At 64.3% G+C, this 24,072-nt stretch carries 26 protein-coding genes and 1 tRNA gene; 18 read left to right on the top strand and 9 right to left on the bottom strand.

Annotated features, from left to right (window positions below; translation table 11 throughout):
• Nucleotides 1–136 precede the first annotated feature (136 nt).
• Nucleotides 137–835: a winged-helix domain-containing protein gene (locus tag ACIQTZ_RS06750; RefSeq protein ID WP_397324286.1), complete on the bottom strand. Its 699-nt coding sequence runs from the start codon at nt 833–835 to the stop codon at nt 137–139.
• A gap of 264 nt (nt 836–1,099) precedes the next feature.
• Between ACIQTZ_RS06750 and ACIQTZ_RS06745 the strand changes: the two genes are divergently transcribed.
• The 7 genes from ACIQTZ_RS06745 to ACIQTZ_RS06715 all read left to right on the top strand — a co-directional run bounded on the left by ACIQTZ_RS06745 (nt 1,100) and on the right by ACIQTZ_RS06715 (nt 7,222).
• Nucleotides 1,100–1,834: a permease gene (locus tag ACIQTZ_RS06745; RefSeq protein WP_397324284.1), complete on the top strand. Its 735-nt coding sequence runs from the start codon at nt 1,100–1,102 to the stop codon at nt 1,832–1,834.
• Between the two features lie 166 nt (nt 1,835–2,000).
• Entirely contained in the window at nt 2,001–2,600 is a 600-nt protein-coding gene (locus ACIQTZ_RS06740) for an FABP family protein (protein WP_397324283.1), read from the top strand.
• Between the two features lie 80 nt (nt 2,601–2,680).
• Complete coding sequence (locus ACIQTZ_RS06735) at nt 2,681–3,403, top strand: flavodoxin family protein (RefSeq protein WP_400329062.1); 723 nt, start codon at nt 2,681–2,683, stop codon at nt 3,401–3,403.
• A 52-nt stretch (nt 3,404–3,455) separates the two neighbouring features.
• Nucleotides 3,456–4,541: a YgfZ/GcvT domain-containing protein gene (locus tag ACIQTZ_RS06730; protein ID WP_402978730.1), complete on the top strand. Its 1,086-nt coding sequence runs from the start codon at nt 3,456–3,458 to the stop codon at nt 4,539–4,541.
• The gene (locus ACIQTZ_RS06725) at nt 4,538–4,963 is read left to right on the top strand and encodes an ankyrin repeat domain-containing protein (protein WP_400329068.1); all 426 of its coding nucleotides are present in this window, start codon (nt 4,538–4,540) and stop codon (nt 4,961–4,963) included. Before ACIQTZ_RS06730 ends, ACIQTZ_RS06725 begins: the two co-directional genes overlap by 4 nt.
• Before the next feature lie 113 nt (nt 4,964–5,076).
• A complete protein-coding gene (locus ACIQTZ_RS06720; protein ID WP_402978727.1) occupies nt 5,077–5,706 on the top strand; it encodes a PadR family transcriptional regulator in 630 nt (209 codons plus the stop codon).
• On the top strand, nt 5,690–7,222 hold the full coding sequence (locus ACIQTZ_RS06715) for a DHA2 family efflux MFS transporter permease subunit (RefSeq protein ID WP_402978724.1): 1,533 nt from the start codon (nt 5,690–5,692) through the stop codon (nt 7,220–7,222). The genes ACIQTZ_RS06720 and ACIQTZ_RS06715 overlap by 17 nt, the downstream gene beginning before the upstream one ends.
• Nucleotides 7,223–7,322: 100 nt before the next feature.
• Here the strand turns inward: ACIQTZ_RS06715 and ACIQTZ_RS06710 are convergent, their stop codons facing one another.
• From ACIQTZ_RS06710 to ACIQTZ_RS06690, 5 genes are all read right to left on the bottom strand, one after another.
• A complete protein-coding gene (locus ACIQTZ_RS06710) occupies nt 7,323–8,063 on the bottom strand; it encodes a GNAT family N-acetyltransferase (protein WP_402978721.1) in 741 nt (246 codons plus the stop codon).
• A 9-nt stretch (nt 8,064–8,072) separates the two neighbouring features.
• Nucleotides 8,073–9,098 (bottom strand): 6-phosphofructokinase, encoded by a 1,026-nt coding sequence (locus tag ACIQTZ_RS06705; RefSeq protein ID WP_387435091.1) that lies wholly within the window; start codon nt 9,096–9,098, stop codon nt 8,073–8,075.
• Between the two features lie 207 nt (nt 9,099–9,305).
• On the bottom strand, nt 9,306–9,554 hold the full coding sequence (locus tag ACIQTZ_RS06700; RefSeq protein WP_402944670.1) for a PspC domain-containing protein: 249 nt from the start codon (nt 9,552–9,554) through the stop codon (nt 9,306–9,308).
• 2 nt (nt 9,555–9,556) lie between these two features.
• Nucleotides 9,557–9,958 (bottom strand): hypothetical protein, encoded by a 402-nt coding sequence (locus ACIQTZ_RS06695; protein WP_402978718.1) that lies wholly within the window; start codon nt 9,956–9,958, stop codon nt 9,557–9,559.
• A 1-nt stretch (nt 9,959) separates the two neighbouring features.
• Entirely contained in the window at nt 9,960–11,486 is a 1,527-nt protein-coding gene (locus ACIQTZ_RS06690; protein ID WP_402978715.1) for a PspC domain-containing protein, read from the bottom strand.
• Nucleotides 11,487–11,611: 125 nt separating this feature from the next.
• Between ACIQTZ_RS06690 and ACIQTZ_RS06685 the strand changes: the two genes are divergently transcribed.
• Together ACIQTZ_RS06685 and ACIQTZ_RS06680 are read left to right on the top strand one after the other, a co-directional pair.
• On the top strand, nt 11,612–13,096 hold the full coding sequence (locus ACIQTZ_RS06685; protein ID WP_402978712.1) for a PspC domain-containing protein: 1,485 nt from the start codon (nt 11,612–11,614) through the stop codon (nt 13,094–13,096).
• On the top strand, nt 13,093–13,767 hold the full coding sequence (locus ACIQTZ_RS06680) for a LuxR C-terminal-related transcriptional regulator (protein ID WP_402944658.1): 675 nt from the start codon (nt 13,093–13,095) through the stop codon (nt 13,765–13,767). The genes ACIQTZ_RS06685 and ACIQTZ_RS06680 overlap by 4 nt, the downstream gene beginning before the upstream one ends.
• Nucleotides 13,768–13,955: 188 nt before the next feature.
• On the opposite strand, the gene ACIQTZ_RS06675 is transcribed toward ACIQTZ_RS06680, so the two are convergent.
• Nucleotides 13,956–15,185, bottom strand: a complete 1,230-nt coding sequence (locus ACIQTZ_RS06675) for a pyridoxal phosphate-dependent aminotransferase (RefSeq protein ID WP_400329091.1) — start codon at nt 15,183–15,185, stop codon at nt 13,956–13,958.
• Nucleotides 15,186–15,441: 256 nt separating this feature from the next.
• Between ACIQTZ_RS06675 and ACIQTZ_RS06670 the strand changes: the two genes are divergently transcribed.
• From ACIQTZ_RS06670 to rplL, 9 genes are all read left to right on the top strand, one after another.
• Nucleotides 15,442–15,514 (top strand) — tRNA-Trp (locus ACIQTZ_RS06670).
• An 80-nt stretch (nt 15,515–15,594) separates the two neighbouring features.
• Nucleotides 15,595–15,876: a preprotein translocase subunit SecE gene (gene secE / locus ACIQTZ_RS06665; RefSeq protein ID WP_387435083.1), complete on the top strand. Its 282-nt coding sequence runs from the start codon at nt 15,595–15,597 to the stop codon at nt 15,874–15,876.
• A gap of 111 nt (nt 15,877–15,987) precedes the next feature.
• On the top strand, nt 15,988–16,839 hold the full coding sequence (nusG, locus tag ACIQTZ_RS06660; RefSeq protein WP_402978709.1) for a transcription termination/antitermination protein NusG: 852 nt from the start codon (nt 15,988–15,990) through the stop codon (nt 16,837–16,839).
• A 129-nt stretch (nt 16,840–16,968) separates the two neighbouring features.
• On the top strand, nt 16,969–17,400 hold the full coding sequence (gene rplK / locus ACIQTZ_RS06655; RefSeq protein ID WP_166183617.1) for a 50S ribosomal protein L11: 432 nt from the start codon (nt 16,969–16,971) through the stop codon (nt 17,398–17,400).
• Between the two features lie 145 nt (nt 17,401–17,545).
• A complete protein-coding gene (gene rplA / locus ACIQTZ_RS06650) occupies nt 17,546–18,253 on the top strand; it encodes a 50S ribosomal protein L1 (RefSeq protein WP_400329096.1) in 708 nt (235 codons plus the stop codon).
• Between the two features lie 124 nt (nt 18,254–18,377).
• Nucleotides 18,378–19,478 (top strand): GNAT family N-acetyltransferase, encoded by a 1,101-nt coding sequence (locus ACIQTZ_RS06645; RefSeq protein ID WP_402978706.1) that lies wholly within the window; start codon nt 18,378–18,380, stop codon nt 19,476–19,478.
• Nucleotides 19,457–20,626, top strand: coding sequence for a GNAT family N-acetyltransferase (locus ACIQTZ_RS06640; RefSeq protein WP_400329101.1), 1,170 nt, complete (start codon nt 19,457–19,459; stop codon nt 20,624–20,626). The genes ACIQTZ_RS06645 and ACIQTZ_RS06640 overlap by 22 nt, the downstream gene beginning before the upstream one ends.
• A 301-nt stretch (nt 20,627–20,927) precedes the next feature.
• Nucleotides 20,928–21,521, top strand: a complete 594-nt coding sequence (gene rplJ / locus ACIQTZ_RS06635; protein WP_400269568.1) for a 50S ribosomal protein L10 — start codon at nt 20,928–20,930, stop codon at nt 21,519–21,521.
• A gap of 75 nt (nt 21,522–21,596) precedes the next feature.
• Nucleotides 21,597–21,974: a 50S ribosomal protein L7/L12 gene (rplL, locus tag ACIQTZ_RS06630; RefSeq protein ID WP_387435074.1), complete on the top strand. Its 378-nt coding sequence runs from the start codon at nt 21,597–21,599 to the stop codon at nt 21,972–21,974.
• Between the two features lie 124 nt (nt 21,975–22,098).
• Here rplL and ACIQTZ_RS06625 read toward each other — a convergent pair whose 3' ends face one another.
• Together ACIQTZ_RS06625 and ACIQTZ_RS06620 are read right to left on the bottom strand one after the other, a co-directional pair.
• Nucleotides 22,099–22,578 carry an aminoacyl-tRNA deacylase gene (locus tag ACIQTZ_RS06625; RefSeq protein WP_402944646.1) on the bottom strand — a complete coding sequence of 160 codons (480 nt, stop codon included), beginning with the start codon at nt 22,576–22,578 and terminating at the stop codon, nt 22,099–22,101.
• A 45-nt stretch (nt 22,579–22,623) separates the two neighbouring features.
• Entirely contained in the window at nt 22,624–23,823 is a 1,200-nt protein-coding gene (locus ACIQTZ_RS06620) for an acetyl-CoA C-acetyltransferase (RefSeq protein WP_402978703.1), read from the bottom strand.
• Nucleotides 23,824–24,072 lie beyond the last annotated feature (249 nt).

The raw sequence follows: 24,072 nt of genomic DNA, 5'->3' as shown, positions 1-24,072 counted from the left end.
CTCGTTCGGCTTCCCGAAGCCGGGCGCGAGGGGGATCCACCAGTGGGGTGGCTTCGATACGTTCGACCCGTATGTCCTCCACAACGCGGCAAAGGGCCGGGAATCACAGTGATTCCCGGCCCTTTCTGCTGTGGTGTCAGGCTTCGGACAATTCGTCATCCGGAAGCCGGACCAGCGTCAGGCGGTAGCCGACGTTGCGGACGGTGCTGATGAGGTTCTCGTGGTCGACGCCGAGCTTGGCGCGCAAGCGGCGGATGTGGACATCCACGGTGCGGGTGCCGCCGTAATAGTCGTAGCCCCACACCTCGGTGAGCAACTGCTGGCGCGTGAAAACGCGGCCGGGGTGCTGGGCCAGGTACTTCAGGAGCTCGAACTCCTTGAAAGTAAGGTTCAGCGGCTGCCCGGCTACGCGGGCTGTGTAGCTGGCCTCGTCAATAACGACGCCGGCTGCCCGGATTTCGGTCTGCGTTTCCTCTTCGCCCGGCGTGGCACGGGCCATGGCCAGGCGGATGCGGGCCTCCACCTCTGCGGGGCCGGCGGAATCCAGCACGATGTCGTCAACGGACCAGGCCGAGGAGACGGCAGCCATGCCGCCCTCGGTCAGGATCAGCATGAGGGGTGCGCTGAGGCCGGTGGCCTTGAGCAGTTGCGTCAGGGAACGCGCTCCTACCAGGTCCTTCCGGGCATCGAGGAAGACGATGTCCGTAGGGTCGGTTTCAAGCAGGGCTGTAGGTTCTGCCGGGAGGATGTGCACACGGTGGTTGAGCAACTCCAAGGCAGGCAGGATGTCCACCGAAGATCCGGTGCTGTTCGTCAGGAGCAGGATGTGCGACATAGTTCCTCCAATGGGCTGTCCGCGCATCATCGGGCGTCGAAACCGGAGTTTCACCGGCCGGTCACGGCGAACTGGGATCACCCTTGCCGTTGTAACGGGATCGAGGCGATGACAGTGCACTGTTGATGTCCGAGTATACCCACCAGGGCCCGTACAGTCAGGGATTCGTGACGGCCAGGCACCGGAATTACGACATATCGGGCCGCCATGAGGCAGGATTGACGAGAGGTCGTTAGGCGCATCGAATTGAGGATCGGGCACACAGTGAAGTCTTGGAGCATTGGGGTATTCGGACTTGTGGCGCTCGCAGCCATCGTGTCCAGCACCTTCGTTTCCCGGGAGGCCATGGTGGGCGTGGGAATCGTTGCCTCTGCCGCCGTGGGAATCGGCTGGCCCCACTTCCTTGCCGTCCCCGCCAAGAAAACCCTGGCTTCGGTCATTGCCTTGGCCGGCGCCGGTTCGGCCGTGACTGCCGCCTATATGCCCGCGCCGGGATTCCTGGACGGCACCCCTGCCTTCATTGCCGTGGGCGTGATGGCCGTCTTCATTATCCAGTTGATCCGGGGAACCGGGCAGGCGCAACGGCTTGAATCGACCCTGGGTTGCTGCGCCGGCGTGCTGCTCAACTGCCTCGGTGCGGGTTGGATCGCCGGTGCGCGGTTCAACGGCGTCAAGGAGATGGTCCTCGTGGCCGGACTCAGCGCAGCCGTGGCACTCCTGGTGGGCGTCATCCGCTGGCCGGACCGGATCGTCGCGCCCCTGGGCGTCGTCATGGCCGGGCTCATGGCGCCGCTGGCCGGGCTGGTTTTCTCCGACATCGCGGTCCTCCCTGCGGCCCTGGTTGGCGTGGTCGTGGGCTCGGTCCTGGTGTGCTTCCGCCGCATGACCACCCTGCGGCGCGGTCGCCTCAATCTTCCTGCGGCACTGGGCATGGGTGTTGCACCCGTCTGGGCTGTGGGGGCGCTGGCTTACTTCATAGACAAACTACTCATCTACTAACGGTTAGGATGGCATCATGTCTGTTCTCGCATTTGAAATCTTCTTCCTGGTCCTCCTTGGCCTCGCCAGCATCTCCATGGCCTGGTTCGCCGGCTTTGTTGTGTACCGCCTTTTCAAGGGCCAGAAGTAATCACCCCCTTCACGCCCTTCAACAGAGGTAGTGGTTGTGCCTATTGAGATCCCAACGGACCTGACCCCTGAACTCGTCCCCCTTTCCTGGCTCATTGGCGAGTGGGAAGGCCGCGGCCGGCTCGGCAGCGGCGACGAGGACTCGGAGCACTTCGTCCAGCATGTTTCCTTCACCCACAATGGCCTGCCCTACCTGCAGTACCGGGCCGAGAGCTGGATCAGTGACGACGCCGGCACAAAGTTGCGCCCGCTGACCGTCGAGACCGGATTCTGGGCGCTGGAACGGGAACTCCAGGAGGGCGATGGCGGCCCCGGACTGGTTCCTGCGGACATCGTTCCCGTACTCAAGACGGCAGACGACGTGGAAGAGCGCCGGAACAAGGACGGCGGCTTCGACCTCTCCGTTTCGATCTCCCACCCGGGTGGCATCACGGAGCTTTACTACGGCCAGATCAAAGGCCCCCAGATCCAGCTCAGCACCGACATGGTGATGCGGGGCAGCCACTCCAAGGAGTACACGGCGGCAACCCGTATCTTCGGCCTGGTGGATGGCAACCTGCTGTGGCGGTGGGATGTAGCCGCCAACGGCAAGTCACTTGAAGCCCACGCCTCGGCGTTCCTCCATAAAGCCTCCTGAGGCACCGGCCTGACGGCCGCCCAATCCGCGGCGAGGCCTCACTGAACGTTCCATAGAGCAACCAGCAAAAGGAGCAGCAAGTGACAGACAACCTCAAGCCCGGGGGCTACGAGGGCCTCAAGGCCGTGTTCTTCAACGGAACCTTGAAGCCCTCGCCGCAGCTCAGCAACACCGACGGCCTGATCCGCATCAGCCGGGACATCATGGAGAAGCAGGGCGTTTCCACCCGGCTGTTCAGGACCGTGGACCATGACATCGCCAGTGGCGTCTATCCGGACATGCGGGAGCACGGCTGGAAGAGCGACGAATGGCCGGAGATCTACCCTTCGGTGCAGGAAGCGGACATCGTGGTGGTGGCCGGCCCCATCTGGCTGGGCGACAACTCCTCCCAAACCAAGAAGCTGATCGAACGCCTGTACGCCCACTCGGGCCAGCTCAACAGCAAGGGCCAGTGGGCTTTCTATCCGAAAGTCGGCGGCTGCCTGATCACCGGTAACGAGGACGGTATCAAGCACTGTTCCATGAACGTGCTCTACAGTCTCCAGCACGTCGGCTTCACCATCCCGCCGCAGGCCGATGCCGGCTGGATCGGTCCCGTGGGCCCCGGTCCCAGCTACCTGGACGAAGGATCGGGCGGCCCGGAGAGTGATTTTACTAACAGGAACACCACCTTCATGACGTGGAACCTGCTGCACCTGGCCAAGCTCCTGCGCGACGCCGGGGGCATTCCCTCCTATGGAAACCTGCCGGATGAATGGAAAGCCGGAACGCGCTTCGATTTCGAAAACCCCGAGTACCGCTGAGGAACCGTACCCCTCAGGGAATACGCCCGAACACCAAGGACTTCTACTACATATGACTTACAAGAGCCCTCTGTTGTCGCGCCCTGGCGCGGTCGAGGACACCGGCCTCGATGCCGGCGTCGCGGCCCACTACGGCGAGCCGCTGCGCGAGCAACGCGCCCTCGCAACCGGTACCGCCGTCGTCGATCTGTCCAACCGCGGCGTGGTGACGGTGGCCGGACCTGACCGGCTCAGCTGGCTCAACACCCTCTCGTCGCAGCAGCTCACCAACCTCCAGCCGAGGGTGGCCAGCGAACTGCTGCTGCTCAGCGTCCAGGGCCGCATCGAATTCGATGCGCGGGTAATCGACGACGGCGGCACCACCTGGCTGATCGTCGAGGCAGCGGAAGCCCAACCCCTTGCGGAATGGCTGAACAAGATGAAGTTCATGCTGCGCGTGGAGATCGCCGACGTTTCTGCGGACTGGGCCGTGGTTGGCTCCAGCAGGCCGGTGGAGCAACTCGCCGACCGCCTGGTGTGGGAAGACCCGTGGCCGCATGTGGGTCCGGGTGGTTACTCCTACAGCCTGGTTCCCGAAGAATCGCATCCGGGGTTGGAACGTCCCTGGTTCGAGTACCTCGTGCCGGTTTCCGGGCTTGAAGCTGCGGTCGAGGGCCTGCCCTTGGCTGGTGCCATGGCGGCCGACGCCCTCCGCATCGCCGCCTGGCGTCCCCGTTTGGGTGCCGAAACGGACGACAAGACCATTCCCCACGAACTCGACCTGATCCGTACGTCCGTGCACCTGAACAAGGGTTGCTACAAGGGCCAGGAAACCATTGCCCGCGTCCACAACCTCGGCCATCCGCCGCGGCGGTTGGTCTTCCTCCAACTGGACGGTTCGCAGCACACCCTCCCCGCCGCTGGCAGCGTCGTATTTGCCGGGGAACGCAAGGTGGGTACTCTGACATCTGTGGCGCAGCACTTCGAGATGGGCCCGGTGGCTTTGGCTGTCATCAAGCGTTCGGTGTCTGCCGAAGATACGTTGACGGTGATGGACGGCGATGAGCCGTACGTCGCAGCCCAGGAAGTGATCGTCGCCCCCGACGCCGGCCAGGTGGTCGGGCGCCAGACCGGATTCCTGAAGGGACCCCACCGATGACCCAGCCCACCACGCCGGAGGCGGCGGACGCCCAGCCTTCGAACCAGGCCGACGACGAAACGTTGGCTTTGGCGCACGCGCTCTTTGACGCCGCCCGGGAAGGCAACTCCGAACTCTTGCGGGGTTACCTCGGCGCCGGTGCTCCCGCGACGCTGACCAACGCGGCGGGGGATTCGTTGCTCATGCTGGCGGCTTACCATGGCCACGAGGAAACCGTTCAGCTCCTGGTGCATCACGGCGCCGACGTGAATGCGGCCAACGACCGTGGGCAGACTCCACTCGCCGGGGCGGTTTTCAAGGGCTACGCAGGCGTAGCCAGGGTCCTGGTGGACGCTGGCGCGGATCCCGACGCCGGCACGCCCAGTGCCCGGGACGCAGCGAAGATGTTCGCGCGCACCGAGATCCTGGATTTGTTGGGCTAGCCGCAAGGCCGTTCCAGAGAACCCTGTTGCCTGTGGCAACAGGGTTTTCTTGCGTCTGACTATTCCACGTGGAATAGTTGTAGTGGAATATTTGCTGTGGAAGGGGTTTTGCCGTGCCAAAAGCCGCTGACCTGACGCCCTTGGGTGTCGCAGCGCTGGCGCTGCTGGCCGAAGGACCCATGCACCCTTACGAGATGTACCAGGTCCTGATGGCACGCCATGAGGACCGCCTGGTCAAGGTCCGTCCCGGAACCCTGTACCACGCCGTCGGACGCCTGGCTGAGAACGGCCTGGTGGAAGCTGCCGGTACCGAACGCGAAGGCAACCGGCCGGAGCGCACGACGTACCGGATCACGTCCGCCGGCCACGAAGCCCTGGATGCGCGGCTGCAGGACATGCTGGCGACTCCCATCAATGAATACCCCACCTTTCCCCACGCCATCGCGGAGGCCCACCACCTCCCGGCGGAGGTGGTGGCCGAACTGCTCGAGGGGCGGCTGGCGGCCCTCGGTGCCGATCTCGACTTCCTCCAGCAGGCCGAGGTGGCTGTGACGGCCAAGGGCCTCGAACGCAAATATTGGATAGACGTCACCTATCAACAAGCCATGCTTCGAACAGAGATCTCGTGGATCCGCGAGCTCCTTGCGGAGTTGCGCAGCGGTCAGCTGCCCTGGGACAACCCCCAGCCAACTCCGTCCGAACTTTCCACCAAACCAAAGGAATCCCTTGGAAAACGTAGCTAAGCCGTGGCCGGCCCTCTGGTCACTTGTGGTTGGCTTCTTCATGATCCTGATCGACACCACCATTGTGTCGGTCGCCAATCCACGGATCATGGAAGGCCTGAATACCGACATCAACGCCGTGATCTGGGTAACCAGCGCGTACCTTCTGGCCTACGCGGTGCCCCTGCTGATCACCGGCAGGCTTGGTGACCGCTTCGGTCCCAAGAACCTGTACCTCATTGGCCTGGTGGTCTTCACCCTGGCCTCGCTGTGGTGCGGACTCTCCGGAGACGTCACCATGCTCATCGCCGCGCGGGCCGTCCAAGGCCTGGGTGCAGCCATGATGACTCCCCAAACCATGGCAGTCATCACCCGCATCTTTCCCCCGGACCGCCGCGGGGCAGCCATGGGCCTGTGGGGCGCCACTGCCGGCATGGCCGTGCTCGTCGGCCCGATCCTGGGAGGCGTCCTGGTGGACGGACTGGGCTGGGAGTGGATCTTCTTCGTCAACGTTCCCATCGGCATCGTGGCCTTCATCCTCGTCACCCGCTTCGTGCCCAAGCTGACCACCCACAGCCACTCCTTCGACATCCTCGGCGTGGTGCTCTCGGCCCTTGGCATGTTCCTGCTGGTCTTCGGTATCCAGGAGGGCCAGACCTACAAGTGGGGAGTGGTCAACGGCTTCATCACGGTGTGGGGACTCATCATCGCCGGCATCGTTGTTTTGGCTGTTTTCATAGCCTGGCAGTGGTGGCTCGAGCGCCGCGGTGGTGAGCCGCTCCTGCCGCTTGGCTTGTTCAAGGACCGCAACTTCTCCCTGGGCAACTCCACCATCATGGCCGTGGGCTTCACGGTCACCGCGTTCCCGCTTCCCACGATCTTCTACTACCAGGTTGTCCGTGGACTGACGCCCACCCAGTCAGCCCTGCTGATGATCCCCATGGCCGTGATCTCCGGTGGCCTGGCACCGTTCGTTGGAAAGCTGATCGACCGCGCCAACCCCCGCTGGTTCGCCGCGTTCGGATTGCTCTGCCTGTCCGGTGCGCTCTTCTGGACAGCATCGCTCCTGGGGCCGGACACTCCCATCTGGATGTTCCTCCTGCCCAGCGCCCTCCAGGGTGTGGCGAACGCCTTCATCTGGGGTCCTGTTTCCAACGCCACCACCAGGAACCTGGCACCCCGCCAGGCCGGCGCAGGATCCGGCGTGTTCAACACCACCCGGCAAATCGGCGCAGTGCTGGGTTCAGCGGCCATCGCCGCCCTGATCCAGTCCCGGCTTGCCGCGGAACTTCCCGCTGCGCCGGCAGGAGCCCCAGTGGGTGAAGCGTCCATGACCGGCGTGCTCCCGGAGTTCCTGCACGCAGGCTTCTCGACGGCCATGAGCCAGTCCATTCTGCTGCCAGCGTTCGCGATCCTGGTAGGTGCGATGATCGCGCTGTTCTTCGCCAAGCCGAAGTCGGTGGAAAGCTGGGGCGCCAAACCAGCGGAGGCGGCCGCTCCTGCGCAGGATCCCGCGGCGCAGGACGCCCGCCACTAGCCGGTTTACAGGCTTGGCGGCCAAGAAGAGAGTGTGCACCGCGGTTGCCCCCGTCAAAGGGGCAGCAGTGGTGCACACTTTTTGCTTCGCGGGGTTGGCACTAACCGAGCAGCACTCCCGCGTGAAGCCCTCCGGTGGCAAAACCGAGGCTGCGGGCCATGGCCAAGGCTCCGGTATTGCTGACGTCGGCCTTCCACTGAAGAGTGAGGCCGGAGGCCAAGGCCTCGTGCGCGGCGATGGAGGCGGCAAGCTTTCCCACGCCCCGGCGGCGCCATGCGGGAGCCACCAGCACACCCATATCCGCCAGCAGGCCTTCCCACTCCGCGTAGGCACCGCAGGCTACCGGCGAGGCTTGCTCGTCCTCGGGGTGCATGATCGTGAAACGGTGCTCCAGCGACTGGAGGCCAACCTCGTTGACGTCATCGGGAGGGCACAGGCTCTCCAGGGCGATCGCTTCGGGATTTCCCCGGGATACCGTCAGGTCTTCGGACGGTTGGTTCAAAGGAAGGTCATCGGCGAAGAACAACGCCGATGACCCCAGGCCGTGACCGCCGTGCGTCCGGGTGAGGGTCAGCAGCGTGACGTGCTGTGCCAGTTCGGCATCGGGTATGTCCGCTGCTGCGTCGAGGGCCCAAGGGGGACCCACCAGCGCTGACACGCCGAACAGGCGGAGGAACTGGACGGCGCGGGCTGACTCATCGACCAGCGTGACCCGATCGCGCGGGCCTGCCGGGGATGAGGCGAGCCGGTCCGCGGCGGTGGCGAAAGCAGCGTCGTCGAGCCCTAAACGGCGAGCCCACGCCAGCTGGATAATGGCAGCGGACGTGGGCTCGAGAGTCATGGATTCAGACTAGCCGAACAACACACTCGCTTCGTCGTAGCGGTGCTGCGGCACGGTCTTGAGCTTGCCCAGGGCCTCTTCGAAGCCAACGTGGGAGATGTCCGTGCCCTTCAGGGCAACCATGGTGCCCCAGCGTCCGTCCACGACGGAGTCGATCGCGGCCATGCCAAGGCGGGTTGCCAGGACACGGTCGTAGGCGGTGGGGACGCCGCCGCGCTGGATGTGGCCCAGGATGGTGGCGCGGGTTTCGATCCCGGTGCGGGCCTCGATTTCCGGGGCGAGCTGGTCGGCGATGCCGCCCAGGCGGGGACGGCCAAAGGTGTCCAGGCCACGCTCGGAGTGCGGGGATTCCATGTGGTCCGGCACGAAGCCTTCGGCCACCACAACCAGGGGCGCACGGCCACGGTCATGGGCTTCCTGGACCCATTCGGCGATCTGTTCGATGCTGACCTTCTGCTCGGGGATCAGGATGGCGTGTGCGCCGGAGGCCATGCCGGAGTGCAGGGCGATCCAGCCTACGTGCCGGCCCATGACCTCGGCGATCATGCAGCGGTGGTGGGACTCGCCGGTGGTGCGGAGACGGTCGATGGCCTCGGTGGCGATTTCGACGGCGGTATCGAAGCCGAAGGTGTAATCGGTGGCGTCGAGGTCGTTGTCCACGGTCTTGGGGACGCCGACGATCTTCAGTCCGGCGTCGGTGAGCCGCTTGGCCGCGGCGAGGGTGCCTTCACCACCGATCGCGATGATCGCGTCGATGCCCAGGCGTTCCATGTGCTCTTTGATGACCTCGGGTCCGCCGCCGTTTTCGAAGGGGTTGGTGCGCGAAGTTCCCAGGATGGTGCCGCCCTGCTTGGCGATGCCGCGGACCATGGTGCGGGGGATGTCGATGACATCACCTTCAACTACGCCGCGCCAGCCGTCGCGGAAGCCTACGAACTCCTGGCCATGGATGGCGATGCCCTTCAGGACTGCACCCCGGATCACTGCGTTGAGGCCGGGGCAGTCGCCACCGCTGGTAAGAATGCCAATTTTCATGTTTGCTCACTCATGGCTTGGAGGAATACGTGCCGAGCGCCACGCTGAGCTCCCCACGATTCTAGACGTGCATGTGGGGTGGGACACAAATGGTTACTTTTCACCCCGGGCGTGCGGTATTGGAAACCTGCCCACAACATGCGAACGCCCTGCGTCCCGTGAAGTCTCCACGGGAGGCAGGGCGTCTTTCAGCCGAAGACCCGGATATCAGCGCGAACGCCGGCTGATGAACGACTCCAAGGGGATCTTGTTTCCCTGGTCCGGAAGGATGAGCCAGGCGAGGACGTAGAACACGATGGCCGGTCCCGGCAGGAGGCAGAAGAGCAGGAAAGCCACGCGGACATAGGCCACATCGACCTTGAGTTTGGCCGCGATGCCTCCACAGACGCCACCCAACCAGCGTTGCGGTCCGCGCTTCAGGCCGAAGCCCCTGACGATGCTGAAGAACTTGTCCATGGCTACACCCTTCCTTGTTGGGAGCTCTTTGTCACTCGCCTGGAGCCCCGGCTGGCTGCCAGGAGGCCGCCGACCACGAGGGCTGCGCCGGCGCCGATCATGAGGCCGATCAGCACGTAGGTTCCGTTCAGCACCACCCAGCCCAGGGTGGAGACGAGCAAAAGTGCTGACAGTGCGATGACCACCAGGCCCCACACCACGGTGCCGATCCGCGCCTGCCGGGGTTCGTCGTCGTCCGCTTCCCGGTCCACTTTGTACGTGGGCTCCAGGTGCGGTGTCAGGGGGATCTGCTGCAGGCGGGGCGATGGGATGGGCTCCGTGGGACGGGTCTCCCGGGGAAGGGGCGCCGTGTGTGCTTCGGCGGCCTTGGAATCGTGGGTTCCGTTCGGCTCATTCGTGCTCATGTCAGTTTCCTTCCTGGATGGTCACGTTGCTGAAGGTGCCATCGATCTTCACCACGAGGTTGGCTCCTGGTTTGTCCGTGTTGTACAGCGTCCGGTCGTCCTGCAGCCTGCCGCCACGGTCCGTGCCGCGCTCGTTCAGGTTGCCGAAGGTCATGTCCGCCTGGACTTCCACCGGCACGTTGTCCGGGATGACCACGGTGACGTTGCTGGCCGTTGCGTCCACCGGGATGGTGACGGGTGTGGTCAGCGGCGGGGTCAGGTTCAGGTCCGTGAGATCCACGGTTCCGCTGGCCCCCGTGACGTTGAATCCCGAGCGGGCCTGTTCGATGCTGGCAGGTGCCCAATTGACGTCATGGAACGTGAAGCGGTCACCGTTGCGGGGGATCACGTTGAAGATGCCGCCGATCACCAGCGCAACGATCGCCAGGAAGCCCAGGAACCCGGAGGTGCGTCCTCGAAGACCCGCCACCAGGATGCCAAGGCCCAGGACAGCAGCGCCCACAGCCCAAACCACGGCGTTGGCAGCATTGCCCAGGTCGATCACGTTGCCGGCGTCGAGGGCCTTCAGGGTGCCACCGGCCAAGAGCGCGGTTCCGGCGGTGACGGCCACAATCGCAGCCCCCGGACCCTTGCGCTTGGGCCGGGCCGGCTTGGGCTCGCCACCCTGCGGCGGGGTGGGGCCGTAAGGCGGCCGCGGACCCGAGGGGTTGTACGGACCTGCCGGGTTGTAGGGTCCTGCCGGATGGTTCGGACCGGCGGGGTTGGCTGATCCGGCCGGGGCCTGGGAGGTGCCGGGTGCACCTGGCTTGCCTGGCCCCGCCCCGTACACGGGGACGCCGGTGTTGGCGCCCGCCGGGCGGGTCACCGTGGGGGCGGAGCCGGCGGTGCCATAGGCCGTAGCGGAGGGGACCGAGGCGCCGAAGTCTTGCCGGTTCACGGGCTGCGTCGCTTTCTGGTTCTTGTTGCGTTGCACGAGGTAGTAGACCAAATAGGCAACAGCGCCTATCCAGAAGAGGGTCCAGAACAATCCGGGAAGTCCGTTCCAGCCCCAGCCCCAGAAACCGCGGCCCAGGCTCGGCAGGCCGATGATCGTGGTGATCAGCGCACCGGTCATGCCCCCTGACCAGCGTCCCGCGCCGGCTTCCTGCACATGGATGCGGCCATCGGGTTCGGGAAGGAGCGCCCACGCCAGGCCGTAAAGGAGCACGCCGACGCCGGCGAACAAGGCCAGGACAATGAAGATCCCGCGGACAATGAGCGGATCGATGCCAAAGCGGTGGGCAATGCCGCTCGCGACGCCACCAACCCAGCGGTCCGGTCCACGGCGGATGCCCTGGTTGCGGATCCAATCGAAGAAGTTCTGCTGTGCAGCGGCGGGACCGCTGCCCGGCGTCCAGGACCGTCCGGAGTGACCTTCAGATTCGCCGGTGGGTGTGCCGGCAGGTGCACCGGTCGTGGCGTCGGGACCCGGGGAGCCCGCGTTGGCGGGGCGGCCGGATTCCTCGGGGTTCATGCTGTTCGCGTTCATACTTCGATCCTGCCGCTGGTGCCTGCCTGGCCTCTACTGGGGGATACCCTGAATGATCCCTGAGGGACCCCCGAACAAGGCTCGTTTCCGGTCCGGGCAACCCTGATCCGTGTTTGGATGGGTACATGAGCACTGCCGTACAACGCCCGCCGCTGGTCCGCAGCAGCGACCGCATGATCGCGGGCGTCTGCAGCGGACTCGCCGCGCATTTGGGCTGGCCGGTCAAGTACGTCCGGGTGGGCATGGTCCTGGCCTGTTTCGCCGGCGGAGCGGGCCTGGCCTTCTACGCCTGGTTGTGGACCATGGTTCCCACCGCTGATGAGAACGCACGCCGCAATGCCAAGCGGCCGGCGTCGCCCATTGCTCCTGCGGTGAGCCAGCCGCCGTCGGCGTCCGCAGCAGAAGCAAGGTTCGACGCCGGTCCGTCGCCTGCCGTTTTTGGCGCACCGCCGGAGTCTCCGGCTTTCGGGACAGCGACGGCATCCTCACCGTTCGGCGCGCCATCCGGAACTGCTGCGTATGTGGCGGCTCCGGGAACTCCGGAAGAACCCGTCGCCGGTGCAGCCGGGTGGCTCAGGCCGGCGGACGGCAGTGCACCTTGGTTTACGTTCCGACGCATCCAGTACGGCAAGGAGATCCTGCTGGGCGCGGGGCTGCTTCTGGTGGCTGCCATCCTGGTGGCCCGGCAATTCGGCGTGGACCTTCCCCTGGGAACGCTCATCCCTGCCGCGGCGATCCTGGGCGGCGCAGCCATAGCGTGGATGCAGCTCGACGAAACACGCAGGGCCGGCCTGGTGGACAAGACCAAAGCAGACCAGGCCGGGGGCTGGGTCCGCCTGGCGGCAGGCCTGGCCCTGGTGGTGGCCGGTGTCCTCGTGATGGTTTCCGGCTCGGGGTCCTGGGAGCAAACGTGGCTGGCCCTCCTTGCTTCGGTGGCCGTGCTGGGCGGTGTGGCCTTGGTGCTGCTCCCTTGGGGCCTGAAGTTCTGGAAGGACCTGGAGACGGAACGGGCCGGACGGGTCCGGGAAACCGAGCGCGCCGAGATCGCCGCGCACCTCCACGACTCCGTCCTGCAGACGCTCGCACTCATCCAGCGAAGGGCCGGTTCCGAGCAGGACGTGGTCCGCCTGGCGAGGGCCCAGGAACGTGAACTGCGTTCGTGGCTCTTCAGTGATTCCACCAAGGAGTCAGGACTCCTGGCCGAGCGCATCAAGGCCGTTGCGGCCGAAGTGGAGGACGCCCACGGCCATGCCGTGGAAGTGGTGAGCGTTGGTGACACGGAGATGACCGACAGGCATGAGGCCCTTGTCCAGGCCGCCAGGGAGGCGATGCTGAATGCGGCGCGCCACGGCGGCGGTACGGTTTCGGTCTATCTGGAAAGCACGGCCGGTGGTACGGAAGTCTTCGTCAAGGACCGTGGTCCCGGATTCGACCCCGACGCCGTGCCGGATGACCGGATGGGCGTCAAGGAATCCATTATTGGCCGCATGAAACGACACGGCGGCACCGCGAAGATCATCAGCAGTGCCGACGGCACGGAGGTCCGCCTGGCGCTGCCCGCGGCCACCGCCGAGAACGGCGATTCACGGAACGGAGAGACCAAGCCATGAACAATACCCTCCAGGACGGCACCGGGCGGAGCGTACGCGTGGTGATCGTGGACGACCACACCATTTTCCGGTCCGGGTTGAAGGCCGATCTCGACCAGAGGATGCACGTGGTGGGCGAGGCCGGCACCGTGGAACAGGCCATCGCCGTGATAGCAGAGACCCGGCCCGAGGTGGTCCTTCTCGATGTCCACCTTCCCGGTGGACTGGGTGGCGGCGGCCGCGAAGTCATTGCGGGCTCCGCGGCCTTGCTGGGCTCCACGAGCTTCCTGGCGCTCAGCGTGTCCGACGCCGCCGAGGACGTCGTGGCCGTGATCCGTGCCGGTGCGCGAGGCTACGTCACCAAGACCATCTCCGGTGCCGAGATTTCGGATGCCGTGATCCGCGTGGCCGATGGTGACGCCGTCTTCTCGCCCCGGCTCGCGGGGTTTGTCCTGGACGCGTTCGGGACGGCCCCGGCGGACATCGCGGACGATGAGCTGGACAAGCTGTCCGCCCGCGAACTGGAAGTCATGCGCCTGATCGCCCGGGGCTACAGCTACAAGGAAGTGGCCAAGGAACTGTTCATTTCCATCAAGACCGTGGAAACGCACGTCTCCGCGGTACTCCGGAAACTCCAGCTCTCCAGCCGCCACGAGCTCACCAAGTGGGCAGCCGAACGCCGCCTCCTCTAACCCATTCCCCACCCCACCCCAGACACCCCACCCACCCACCCCAGACACCCCACCCTAGACACCCCACCCACCCCCGGACGCTCTCTCACCTAACGCCCCCTTTTCGGCAACCCTCTCTCACCGAATCCCGCTTAAACAGAAACGCTCTTCCACCAAACGAGGTGGAAGAGCGTTCCGGTGAACTTTCGCTACTTGGCCTTGCCCAGGAATTCCTGGATGCGCCGCACACCTTCGGCGAGGTCGTCGTCGCCCAGCGCGTAGGAGAGGCGGACGTAGCCGGACGGACCGAAGGCCTCGCCGGGGACCACAGCGACCTCAACCTCGTCCAGGATGAGCGCGGCAAGCTCTGCCGACGTCGTCGGACGGGCGGTACCGTTGGAGGTTTCGAATTCCTTGCCCAGCAGCCCGCGGACGTCCGCGTACACGTAGAAGGCGCCTGTCGGCGTCGGGCATTCAACGCCGTCAATCGCGTTCAGGCCAGCCACGATCGCCTTGCGGCGGCGGTCGAAGGCAACCTTCATCTCGTCGACGGCGGTCAGTGGGCCTGTGAGGGCGGCGGCAGCTGCCACCTGCATGATGTTGGAAACGTTCGACGTCGCGTGCGACTGCAGGTTGGTGGCGGCCTTGATGACATCGGCGGGCCCGATCATCCAGCCCACGCGCCACCCGGTCATGGCGTACGTCTTGGCGACACCGTTCAGGATGACAACCCGGTCGCCGAGTTCAGGTGCGGCGGTGGCGATGGAGGTGAATTCCACGCCGTCGTAGGTCAGGTGCTCGTAGATCTCATCCGTGACAACCCACAGGCCCTTGGATGCGGCCCACTTGCCGATTTCGGCAACCTGTTCCGGGCTGTAGACGGCGCCGGTCGGGTTGGAAGGCGACACGAACAACAGGATCTTGGTCTTGTCGGTCACGGCGGCCTCGAGCTGCTCGACGGTCACCAGGTAGCCCTGCTCCGGACCGGCGAAGACCTCAACGGGTACACCGCCTGCCAGGCGGATGGCCTCGGGGTAGGTGGTCCAGAAAGGCGTGGGGATGATGACTTCGTCGCCCGGGTCAACCAGGGTGGCAAAGGTGTTGTACACGGCCTGCTTGCCGCCGTTGGTCACCAGGACCTGGGACGGATCCACCTGGTATCCGGAGTCGCGCAGTGTCTTGTCCGCAATGGCCTTCTTCAGCTCGGGAAGGCCGGACGCCGGGGAGTACCGGTGGTACTTTGGCTGGCTGGCGGCCTCAATGGCAGCCTGCACAATGTAATCCGGGGTGGGGAAGTCGGGTTCACCGGCACCGAAGCCAATCACGGGGCGGCCCGCGGCCTTCAGTGCCTTGGCCTTGGCATCAACGGCAAGGGTGGCGGACTCGGCAATGGCGGAGATTCGTTGTGAAATGCGGGCGGCAGGTGTTCCGGCAGACATCTATGTACCGTTCTTCGCAGGCAGCTCGTGGGCTGGATGATGGGATTCGACGTAAACTACCTTATGCTGTTCTGCGGAGCTCCCGGGTGAGTGGCAGGCAATGTGACTGATGGTGCTGGTCACAGCGCATGCAACACGCCGGAAAGCCCCGGAATCGAGCCGGTTCGACTATCGCGAAATTCTTGCGTAGACTGGTTCACCGGTGTTGAAAAGCATCACAGGCTGTTCTGCGGCCTGAAACATGGATTCGATCCATAGGGTAGTGGCGCAATTGGTAGCGCAGCGGTCTCCAAAACCGCAGGTTGCAGGTTCGAGTCCTGTCTGCCCTGCGCAGGCTGTTCCGGCGGAAACGCCGGGACAAGCGCAGCAACCATGGCTCTGATCAGGGCCGGGTCAACGACTTTTCAAGGTGAGTGAGGACCAGGTGACCGAAACAGCTGCCAGCAGCTCGAAGGGCCGTCCTGCCAAGAAAGCCGAAGCCGGTTTCTTTGCCCGGATCGCACTCTTCGTCCGCCAGGTCATCGGCGAGCTGAAGAAGGTCGTCGCTCCGACCCGTAAAGAACTGATCAACTACACGCTCGTGGTGCTGGTGTTCGTCGTCATCATGATGGTCATCGTGACCCTTCTGGACCTTGCCTTCGGCACGGGTGTCAGCTGGGTCTTCGGAGGGTCAGGCGCTACGGACCGCTAAGCGGATCTGTCCGCAAGCCATGTGAAACCCCTGGAAGCAGGGATTTTGCGGGGCTTGCGGAATTGAGCCATTTAAATAGGCATGTTAGGCAATGAGGAAGCAGGAGACCAAGTGTCTGAGCAGGAGCTCGAGGTAAACGAGACTGAGCTGGATGGGACCGAAGAGAACACGACCGCTGCCGCGGACGAGTCCGAGGTCGATTCCGCTGCACCCGAAACTGCCGACGTCGACGATTCCGAAGAGGCTTTCGAGGCTGACGTAGACGACGAATCCGACGATGAGTCGGACAGCAACGACGAAGCAGACAGCGACGACGAAGCGGAAGGCGTTTCCCTGGAAGCCGCTGCCGCTGCCGCGCCGGTTGACCCCGCCGAGGAGTTCAAGTCCAAGCTTCGTCGCCAGGAAGGTGACTGGTACGTCATCCACTCCTACGCCGGTTACGAGAACCGCGTCAAGGCGAACCTGGAGACCCGCATCCAGACCCTGGACATGGAAGATTACATCTTCGAAATCCAGGTCCCCATGGAAGAGGTCGTGGAGATCAAGAACGCGCAGCGGAAGGTCATCAACCGCGTGCGCATCCCCGGCTACGTGCTGGTCCGCATGGACCTGACGGATGCTTCCTGGGGCGCCGTCCGGCACACCCCGGGTGTCACCGGCTTCGTGGGCAACGCCCACAACCCCGTGCCGCTGCGCCTGGACGAGGTCTTCTCCATGCTTGCTCCGGTCTTCGAAGAAGAGCAGGCCGAGAAGGGCAAGCCGGTCAACAAGCAGCACCAGGCTCCCGTGGCTGTCGACTTCGAAGTCGGCGAGTCCGTCATCGTCAAGGAAGGCCCGTTCGAGACCCTTCCGGCTACGATTTCCGAGATCAAGCCCGAGTCGCAGACCCTCGTGGTGCTGGTTTCGATCTTCGAACGCGAAACCCCGGTTACGCTCGCCTTCAACCAGGTCACCAAGATCTAGTCGATTCAAAGATTTCGCTCCCGGCCGCCTGCTTAGCGGTACGGAAGCGGCCGGCCGCCTTGCCATGGCGGCCACCAACCTGGGACGCGCTCCTGTGCCCCAGGAAGCTATTGAGAGAAGGACCCTACATTGGCTCCCAAGAAGAAGGTCACCGGCCTCATCAAGCTGCAGATCCAGGCAGGTGCCGCTAACCCGGCTCCGCCGATCGGTCCTGCGCTTGGCCAGCACGGTGTCAACATCATGGAATTCTGCAAGGCGTACAACGCTGCTACGGAATCCCAGCGCGGAAACGTTATCCCGGTGGAAATCACGGTCTACGAAGACCGTTCCTTCACCTTCATCACCAAGACCCCGCCGGCTGCAGAGCTCATCAAGAAGGCTGCAGGCGTCGCCAAGGGTTCGGCTACCCCGCACACCGTCAAGGTTGCCAAGCTGACCCAGGCACAGGTCGAGGAAATTGCTTCCACCAAGATGGAAGACCTCAACGCCAACGACATCGCGGCAGCAGCCAAGATCATCGCAGGCACCGCCCGTTCCATGGGCATCACCGTCGAGGGCTAATCACCTCAAAGGCTCCGTTGAGCCTTCCCGCCGGGCAACCGGCATCTGAAACATTGAAATGTCGCAGGATCCTTGCCGGATCCACGACTGTGGCAGGGCCCAGCGCGGTCCGCAGACCACAACTGCACAAGGAGAAACAAGCAGCATGGCAAAGCGCAGCAAAGCATATGAGGCAGCCGTAGCCAAGATCGAGGCGGACAAGGTCTACGCCCCGTTCGAGGCCATCACCCTCGCCAAGGACACCAACCCGTCCAAGTTCGACGCAACCGTTGAGGTAGCTTTCCGCCTCGGCGTTGACCCCCGCAAGGCCGACCAGATGGTCCGCGGTACGGTCAACCTCCCCCACGGCACCGGCAAGACCGCCCGTGTCCTGGTCTTCGCAACCGGTGACAAGGCTGAGGCAGCAATCGCAGCCGGCGCCGACTTCGTTGGTTCCGATGACCTGATCGAAAAGATCGCAGGCGGCTGGACCGACTTCGACGCAGCCGTTGCCACCCCTGACCTCATGGGCAAGGTTGGCCGCCTCGGTAAGGTCCTCGGCCCGCGTAACCTCATGCCGAACCCGAAGACCGGTACGGTTACCCCGGATGTCACCAAGGCTGTCAACGACATCAAGGGCGGCAAGATCGACTTCCGCGTCGACAAGCACTCGAACCTGCACTTCATCATCGGCAAGGTTTCCTTCGACGCCATCAAGCTGGCCGAGAACTACGCAGCAGCACTGGAAGAGGTGCTTCGTTTGAAGCCGTCCGCTTCCAAGGGCCGCTACATCCAGAAGGCCACCGTCGCCACCACGTTCGGCCCGGGCATCACCGTTGACCCGAACGTCACCAAGGTTCTCACCGAGGCGTAAGCTTCGTAGGGCTCTGGCTCTGAAGAAGGACCGTCCGGCTTTTGCCGGGCGGTCCTTTTCGTTGTCCCGGAAGAGACAGTCCGCACTCTTGTCCCCGCCAAAGGCGGGCCATAGGCTGTGGGGCGTGGCGTCGTCGAACGTTTCTCCCAGCAACCGCCTTACCGTAGAACGCATCAACGTTCCCCCAGGCCCGGACGCCGACGTGTCCGCCGACTTCCTGGCCTTCCACCGGATGCGCGTTGCCCACGAAACTGCACTGTGGGGGACCGCCGACCGGGCACCCACCCTCGCCGAAGACATCATGTTCTGGCTGGGCAACGAATACGAAGAACGCCACGTGTACCTCGCACGGCTCGGCGGCACCGTGGTGGGCAGCGGAACGCTGACGCTTCCCCTGAGCGAGAATACGACGACGGCGGGCGTGGACGTGCTGGTGGACGCCGGCTACCGGCGGCGAGGCTTTGGAACGGCGATCCTGCAACATCTGGAAGATACAGCCCGTGCGCGGGACCGGGTGTCCTTCGACGGCTATTGCGGAGCACCGATAGAGGCCGGTGTCCCGTTGGTGGACGCGAAGTCGGGCAGCGGTGGATTTCCACTGGACTCCGACGCCACCGGTTTCGCATTACGCCATGGCTATTCGCTGGAGCAGGTGGAGAGCAACAGCACGCTGTCTTTGCCTCCTGATGGGGAACTTCTGGCTTCTCTGGAGTCCGGTGCCTTGCCGTCGGCGCAGGGTTACAGCGTCATCTCCTGGCGTGACAAGTGTCCGGATGGGTTGGTAGAGGCGTTCGCTGCCCTGAAAAGCCTGATGAGTACCGAGGTTCCCATCGCGGGATTGGGGTGGGAGGGGGAGGACTGGGACGCAGCCCGTGTCCGGCAAGAGGAAGCGACGTGGCGGTCTAGCGGCATCGACGCGATCGTGGCAGCGGCGCGGCACGACGAAACGGGCGAACTGGCTGCCTACACGGTGCTGATCCACCGTGCGGAAGCGCCGGCCGTGGTCTACCAGGAAGACACCCTGGTGGCGCCCGGGCACCGTGGGCACCGGCTGGGCATGCTGGTGAAGATCGCCAATCTCCGCCAGGCCGGAGTGACGTGGCCGGACGCCACCTGGGTCATGACATGGAACGCCAGTGAAAACCGGCATATGCTGGCCATTAATATCGCCCTGGGATTCAAGCCTTCCGGCTTGGAAGGCGAATGGCAGAAACGGCTGGGATGACTGTAGACGAGGCGAAGACCGTTCAGGTGGAGCAAGTGTGGGTGCCGGATAACCTGGACAGCCCCAATGCCAAGGACTTCCTGGACGCGGTGGAAGTTGGCCGGCGGGTCCGCATGCAGACGTGGGGGAGCGACGACCTCGCCTACACACCCTTGGAGAAACTGCTGGAGTTTTCCGATCCCTATGAGCGCCAGATCATCCTCGTGGCCAAGATTGACGGCGAGATCGTGGGCACCGTGGACATCGCCCTTCCGTTGATGGACAACATGGACCTCGCCGAGTTCACCTTGGACATCCTTCCCGAATACCAACGGCAGGGCGTTGGCCGCCAACTCCTGGACGCGGCCGAGCAACTGGCCCGCGCCGAGGGTCGCACCATGATCCTGGTGGACACCAACCATCCGGCGACGTCCCTGACCGAGATCCCCGAGGACCAGTTGATCCCCGGCAGCGGCCCGGGGTTTGTCCCCGTCAGCAGCCGGGAAGTGGATTTTGCCCAGCGCGCGGGTTACACCCTGCAGCACATTGAGCAGTTCAGCTCCTGCATCCTTCCGCTCGACACCAAGCTGGTAGGCGATCTCCAGGCCGAGGCAGAGGAGACGAACGCCGGCCGCTACGCGCTGCACCATTGGACGGACCGCTGCCCGGCTCCGTGGCTGGAGGCGGTCGCCGAGCTTGAGAATGCAGCCGGTGAGGTAGTCCACGGCGAAGACGAGGAGGAAGACCCGGCAGCCGGGAGTCCCGGGATGGTTTTCGATGTCGGTGTCCTGCGCGAAACGGAAGACGCCGCCTTGGCGCAGGGCCGGCGCACCGTGGTGACCGCCGTCGAGCATCTCGCGTCAGGTCGCCTGGTGGGCCTGACCACCATCAGTGTCCTGGCGCATCGCCAGGACGTGGTCTTCCAGGACGACACCCTGGTGTTGCAGGAACACCGGGGGAACAAACTGGGCCTGCTCATCAAGGTGGCCAACATGGAACGGCTGAGCGAGCAGTTCCCGGACGCCCGGGTGATCTACACCTGGAACGCACCGGAGAACCGCTACCTCCTGACAGTGAACAAGCAGTTGGGGTTCACGACGGCGGGAGTCACCGGTCTGTGGCAGAAGGAACTTCCGGATCGGGGACCCAAGGTCACGTCATCGGACTAGGTCCCGGGCCCCGATTTGGTTTGCTGAACACTCTCCCGTAACCTTGAAGTACCAAAGACCGTCGGTTGATGGAAATCCACCCTTTCGAGCACAGCTCAACTCTGTAGCCACGCCCGTGAGAACCAGGTGAATTTCTTGACGAAGGACCCTGACATAGGGCGGCCAACGCAGGTGAACGAGTTGAGTCTCCACAGCCAAGCTGTGTTGAGCCAAGCCCCGTGCATCTGCGCGGGGCGTTTTTAGTTTTAGCTCTCATGAGCGGGGACCCGGAAGGCCGGCTTTATTCCCCGGAAGGAGGGTTATGACAACGCCTAGCAAGGTCTCCGCAGTTGCAGAGATCACCAACGATTTCAAGGAATCGACCGCGGCTGTCCTGACCGAATACCGTGGGCTCTCTGTTGCGCAGCTCAAGGAACTCCGTGTTGCTCTCGGCCAGGACACCAAGTTCTCGGTCGTCAAGAACACCCTGAGCGCCATCGCAGCCAAGGAAGCTGGTGTCGATGCATTCGACGGTCAGCTTTCCGGCCCCACTGCGATCGCCTTCATCAAGGGCGACGCCGTTGCTGCTGCCAAGAGCCTTACGGACTTTGCCAAGGCCAACAAGCAGCTGGTCATCAAGACCGGTCTGTTCGAAGGCAAGGCACTTGACTCTGAGGGTGTTGCCGCACTGGCTGCCCTTGAGTCCCGCGAGTTCCAGCTTGCACGTGTTGCCGGTGTCCTCAAGGCTCCTGCATCCGCTGCTGCACGCATCATCGATGCCCTGCGCCTCAAGCTTGAAGAAGAGGGCGGCGCACCTGCTCCGGCCGCTGAAGAAGCACCGGCCGCTGAAGAGGCTGCTGCTGAGGAAGCTGCGGCTCCGGCCGAAGCTGCTGAAGCCGCAACCGAAGAGAACTAAGTTCTCCCCCCATCAAACTCCGGTGCATGGAGCGGCAGAGTCCGGATCCGCACCACCTAATGGAAGGACGCCACCATGGCGAAGCTCAGCAACGAAGAGCTCATTGAAGCTTTCAAGGAACTGACCATCATCGAGCTCTCCGAGTTCGTCAAGCTCTTCGAAGAGACCTTCGAAGTTACGGCTGCTGCTGTTGCAGTTGCTGGCCCCGCTGCCGGCGGTGCCGCTGAAGCTGCTGAAGAGAAGACCGAATTCGACGTCATCCTCGAAGCTGCTGGCGACAAGAAGATCGCAGTGATCAAGGAAGTTCGCGCCATCACCTCCCTCGGCCTCAAGGAAGCCAAGGACCTGGTTGACGGTGCACCGAAGGCTGTTCTCGAAGGCGCCAACAAGGAAGCCGCAGAGAAGGCAAAGGCTCAGCTCGAAGAAGCTGGCGCAACGGTTACCATCAAGTAACTCGTTCTGCTTGGGAAGCCCCGTCCGGTTCGCCGGGCGGGGCTTCCTGCGTTTAACAGCAACGCGGAGTCACGTACGGCCCACCCCAAGGGGATTTAGGGGCCGTAAGTGACGCCGCGTTGCTTTAGGAGGGTTCGCTGATGTCCGCGACGACCGCACCGAGTGCAGACGTGAGGGCGTCCGCGTCCACGAAGGCGCTGCGGCCGTGCGCGCCGGCGCCCATGGAGATCCGCCGTCCCGTGATGGTCGCATCCGCGTAGACCGGCCACGCGGTGGTGCTGCCCAGCGGAGTGATGGTTCCCCGTTCGTAACCGGTCGCGGCAAGGGCCACGTCCGCGTGCGGCAGCGAGAGCTTGTTCACGCCCACCAGCGCCCGCAGCTTGGGCCACGAGATCTGCCGGTCACCCGGAATCAGGGCGAACAGGAAGCTGCCGTCCCGGTGCTTGACCACGAGGGACTTGACGATGTCGCCGGGGTTGATGCCCAGGATTCCGGCCGCCTCTTCGAGGCTGCGGGCTGCGGGACGTTCGACGACGTCCACCTCCAGTCCGCGTGCGGCGGCATCCTCAAGGAAGCGCTCCGCTCCGTTGGCTGTCTGGGTCATGGGTTTCGGTCCTCGTTGGTCGCTGATGAGACGGTCGCTGGAGTTTCAGTCACGGTACAGGAGGAGGGCCTCACCCTGGCCTCCACCGCCGCACAGGGAAACTGCGGCCTTGCCGGTTCCCCGACGCTTGAGTTCGTGGGCCGCGTGCAGGGCAAGACGGGCGCCGGATGCGCCGATGGGGTGGCCAAGGGCGATGGCGCCGCCGTGGATGTTGCACTTCTCCAGCGGGTACTGGAGGTCCTTGAGCGACTGGACGGCCACCGAGCCGAAAGCCTCGTTGATCTCGATGAAGTCAAGGTCCTCCGCGGTCCAGCCCGCCTTCTTCAAGGCCTGCGCAATGGCATTGGAGGGCTGCGAGTGGAGGGAGTTGTCCGGCCCGGCAACCTGGCCCGGCTTGCCCACGACGGCGAGATAGTCCAGACCGTTGTCCCTGGCGAAGCGGCGGCTGGCCAGCACCAGTGCAGAGGCGCCGTCGGACAGGGGAGAGGAGTTGCCCGCCGTGATGGTGCCGTCTGTGGCGAAGGCCGCCTTCAGCGGAGCCAATGTTTCGATGGTGGTGTTGGGGCGGACGCCTTCGTCCGTAGTCAGGACCAGCGGCTCTCCCTTGCGCTGCTTGACGCTCACCGCAGCGATCTCGACGTCGAAAATTCCGTCCGCGGCCGCAGCGGCGGCGCGTTGGTGGGAAGCTGCTGCCACCTCGTCCTGTGCGCGGCGGTCGATGCCGAGCGTCACGTTCTTGGACTCCGTGGAGAGACCCATGGACTGGCCGTCGAACGCATCCGTGAGGCCGTCGTGCGCCGCGGCATCCAGGGCCTGGATGGAGCCATAGGTCCACCCCTGGCGTGAGCCCGGCAGCAGGTGCGGGGAGCGCGTCATGGATTCCTGTCCGCCGGCCACCACCACCGTGGCATCGCCGCTGCGGATCATCCGGGCAGCGTCAATGACGGCCGTCAGCCCGGAGAGGCACACCTTGTTGATGGTCACGGCAGGGATGTTCCAGCCCACACCGGCCGCGATCGCGCTCTGCCGGGCGGGATTCTGGCCCGCGCCGGCTTGCAGGACCTGGCCCATGATCACGGCGTCCACCTGTTCGGCTTTGACGCCGCTGGACGCCAGGGCGGCAGTAATGGCGTGGGCGCCAAGGTCGACGGCGGTGAATCCCGCCAACTGCCCGTTGAGGCGGCCCTGCGGAGTCCGGGAAGCGGCAAGGATGACAACGTCATTGTCGTCAGCGGAGGTGGTCATGGTCTCTCTTCCAGTCCGGTGGTGTTACTGCAAGGCTATCGCGGGGCGCGTCTCCAGGTATCCGTTCCAACGAATGTGGGCGCCGCCGCATTCCTGGGCTTAGGTGCCTGCAGCAACGGTGCTTGCATTCACGGACGATCTGGGGTAGACAGGAAGGCTGCATTGCCGTATTGTAGATATTTGCGTCTTCCCTGTTAACCTTCAGCCTTCATATAGCGGTGGGCTTTACCTCTCAGCTGCGTCAATTGG

Source organism: Paenarthrobacter sp. NPDC090520 (assembly GCF_044769205.1).
Taxonomy (GTDB): Bacteria; Actinomycetota; Actinomycetes; order Actinomycetales; family Micrococcaceae; genus Arthrobacter.
This window is presented reverse-complemented; position numbering and strand designations above follow the sequence as displayed.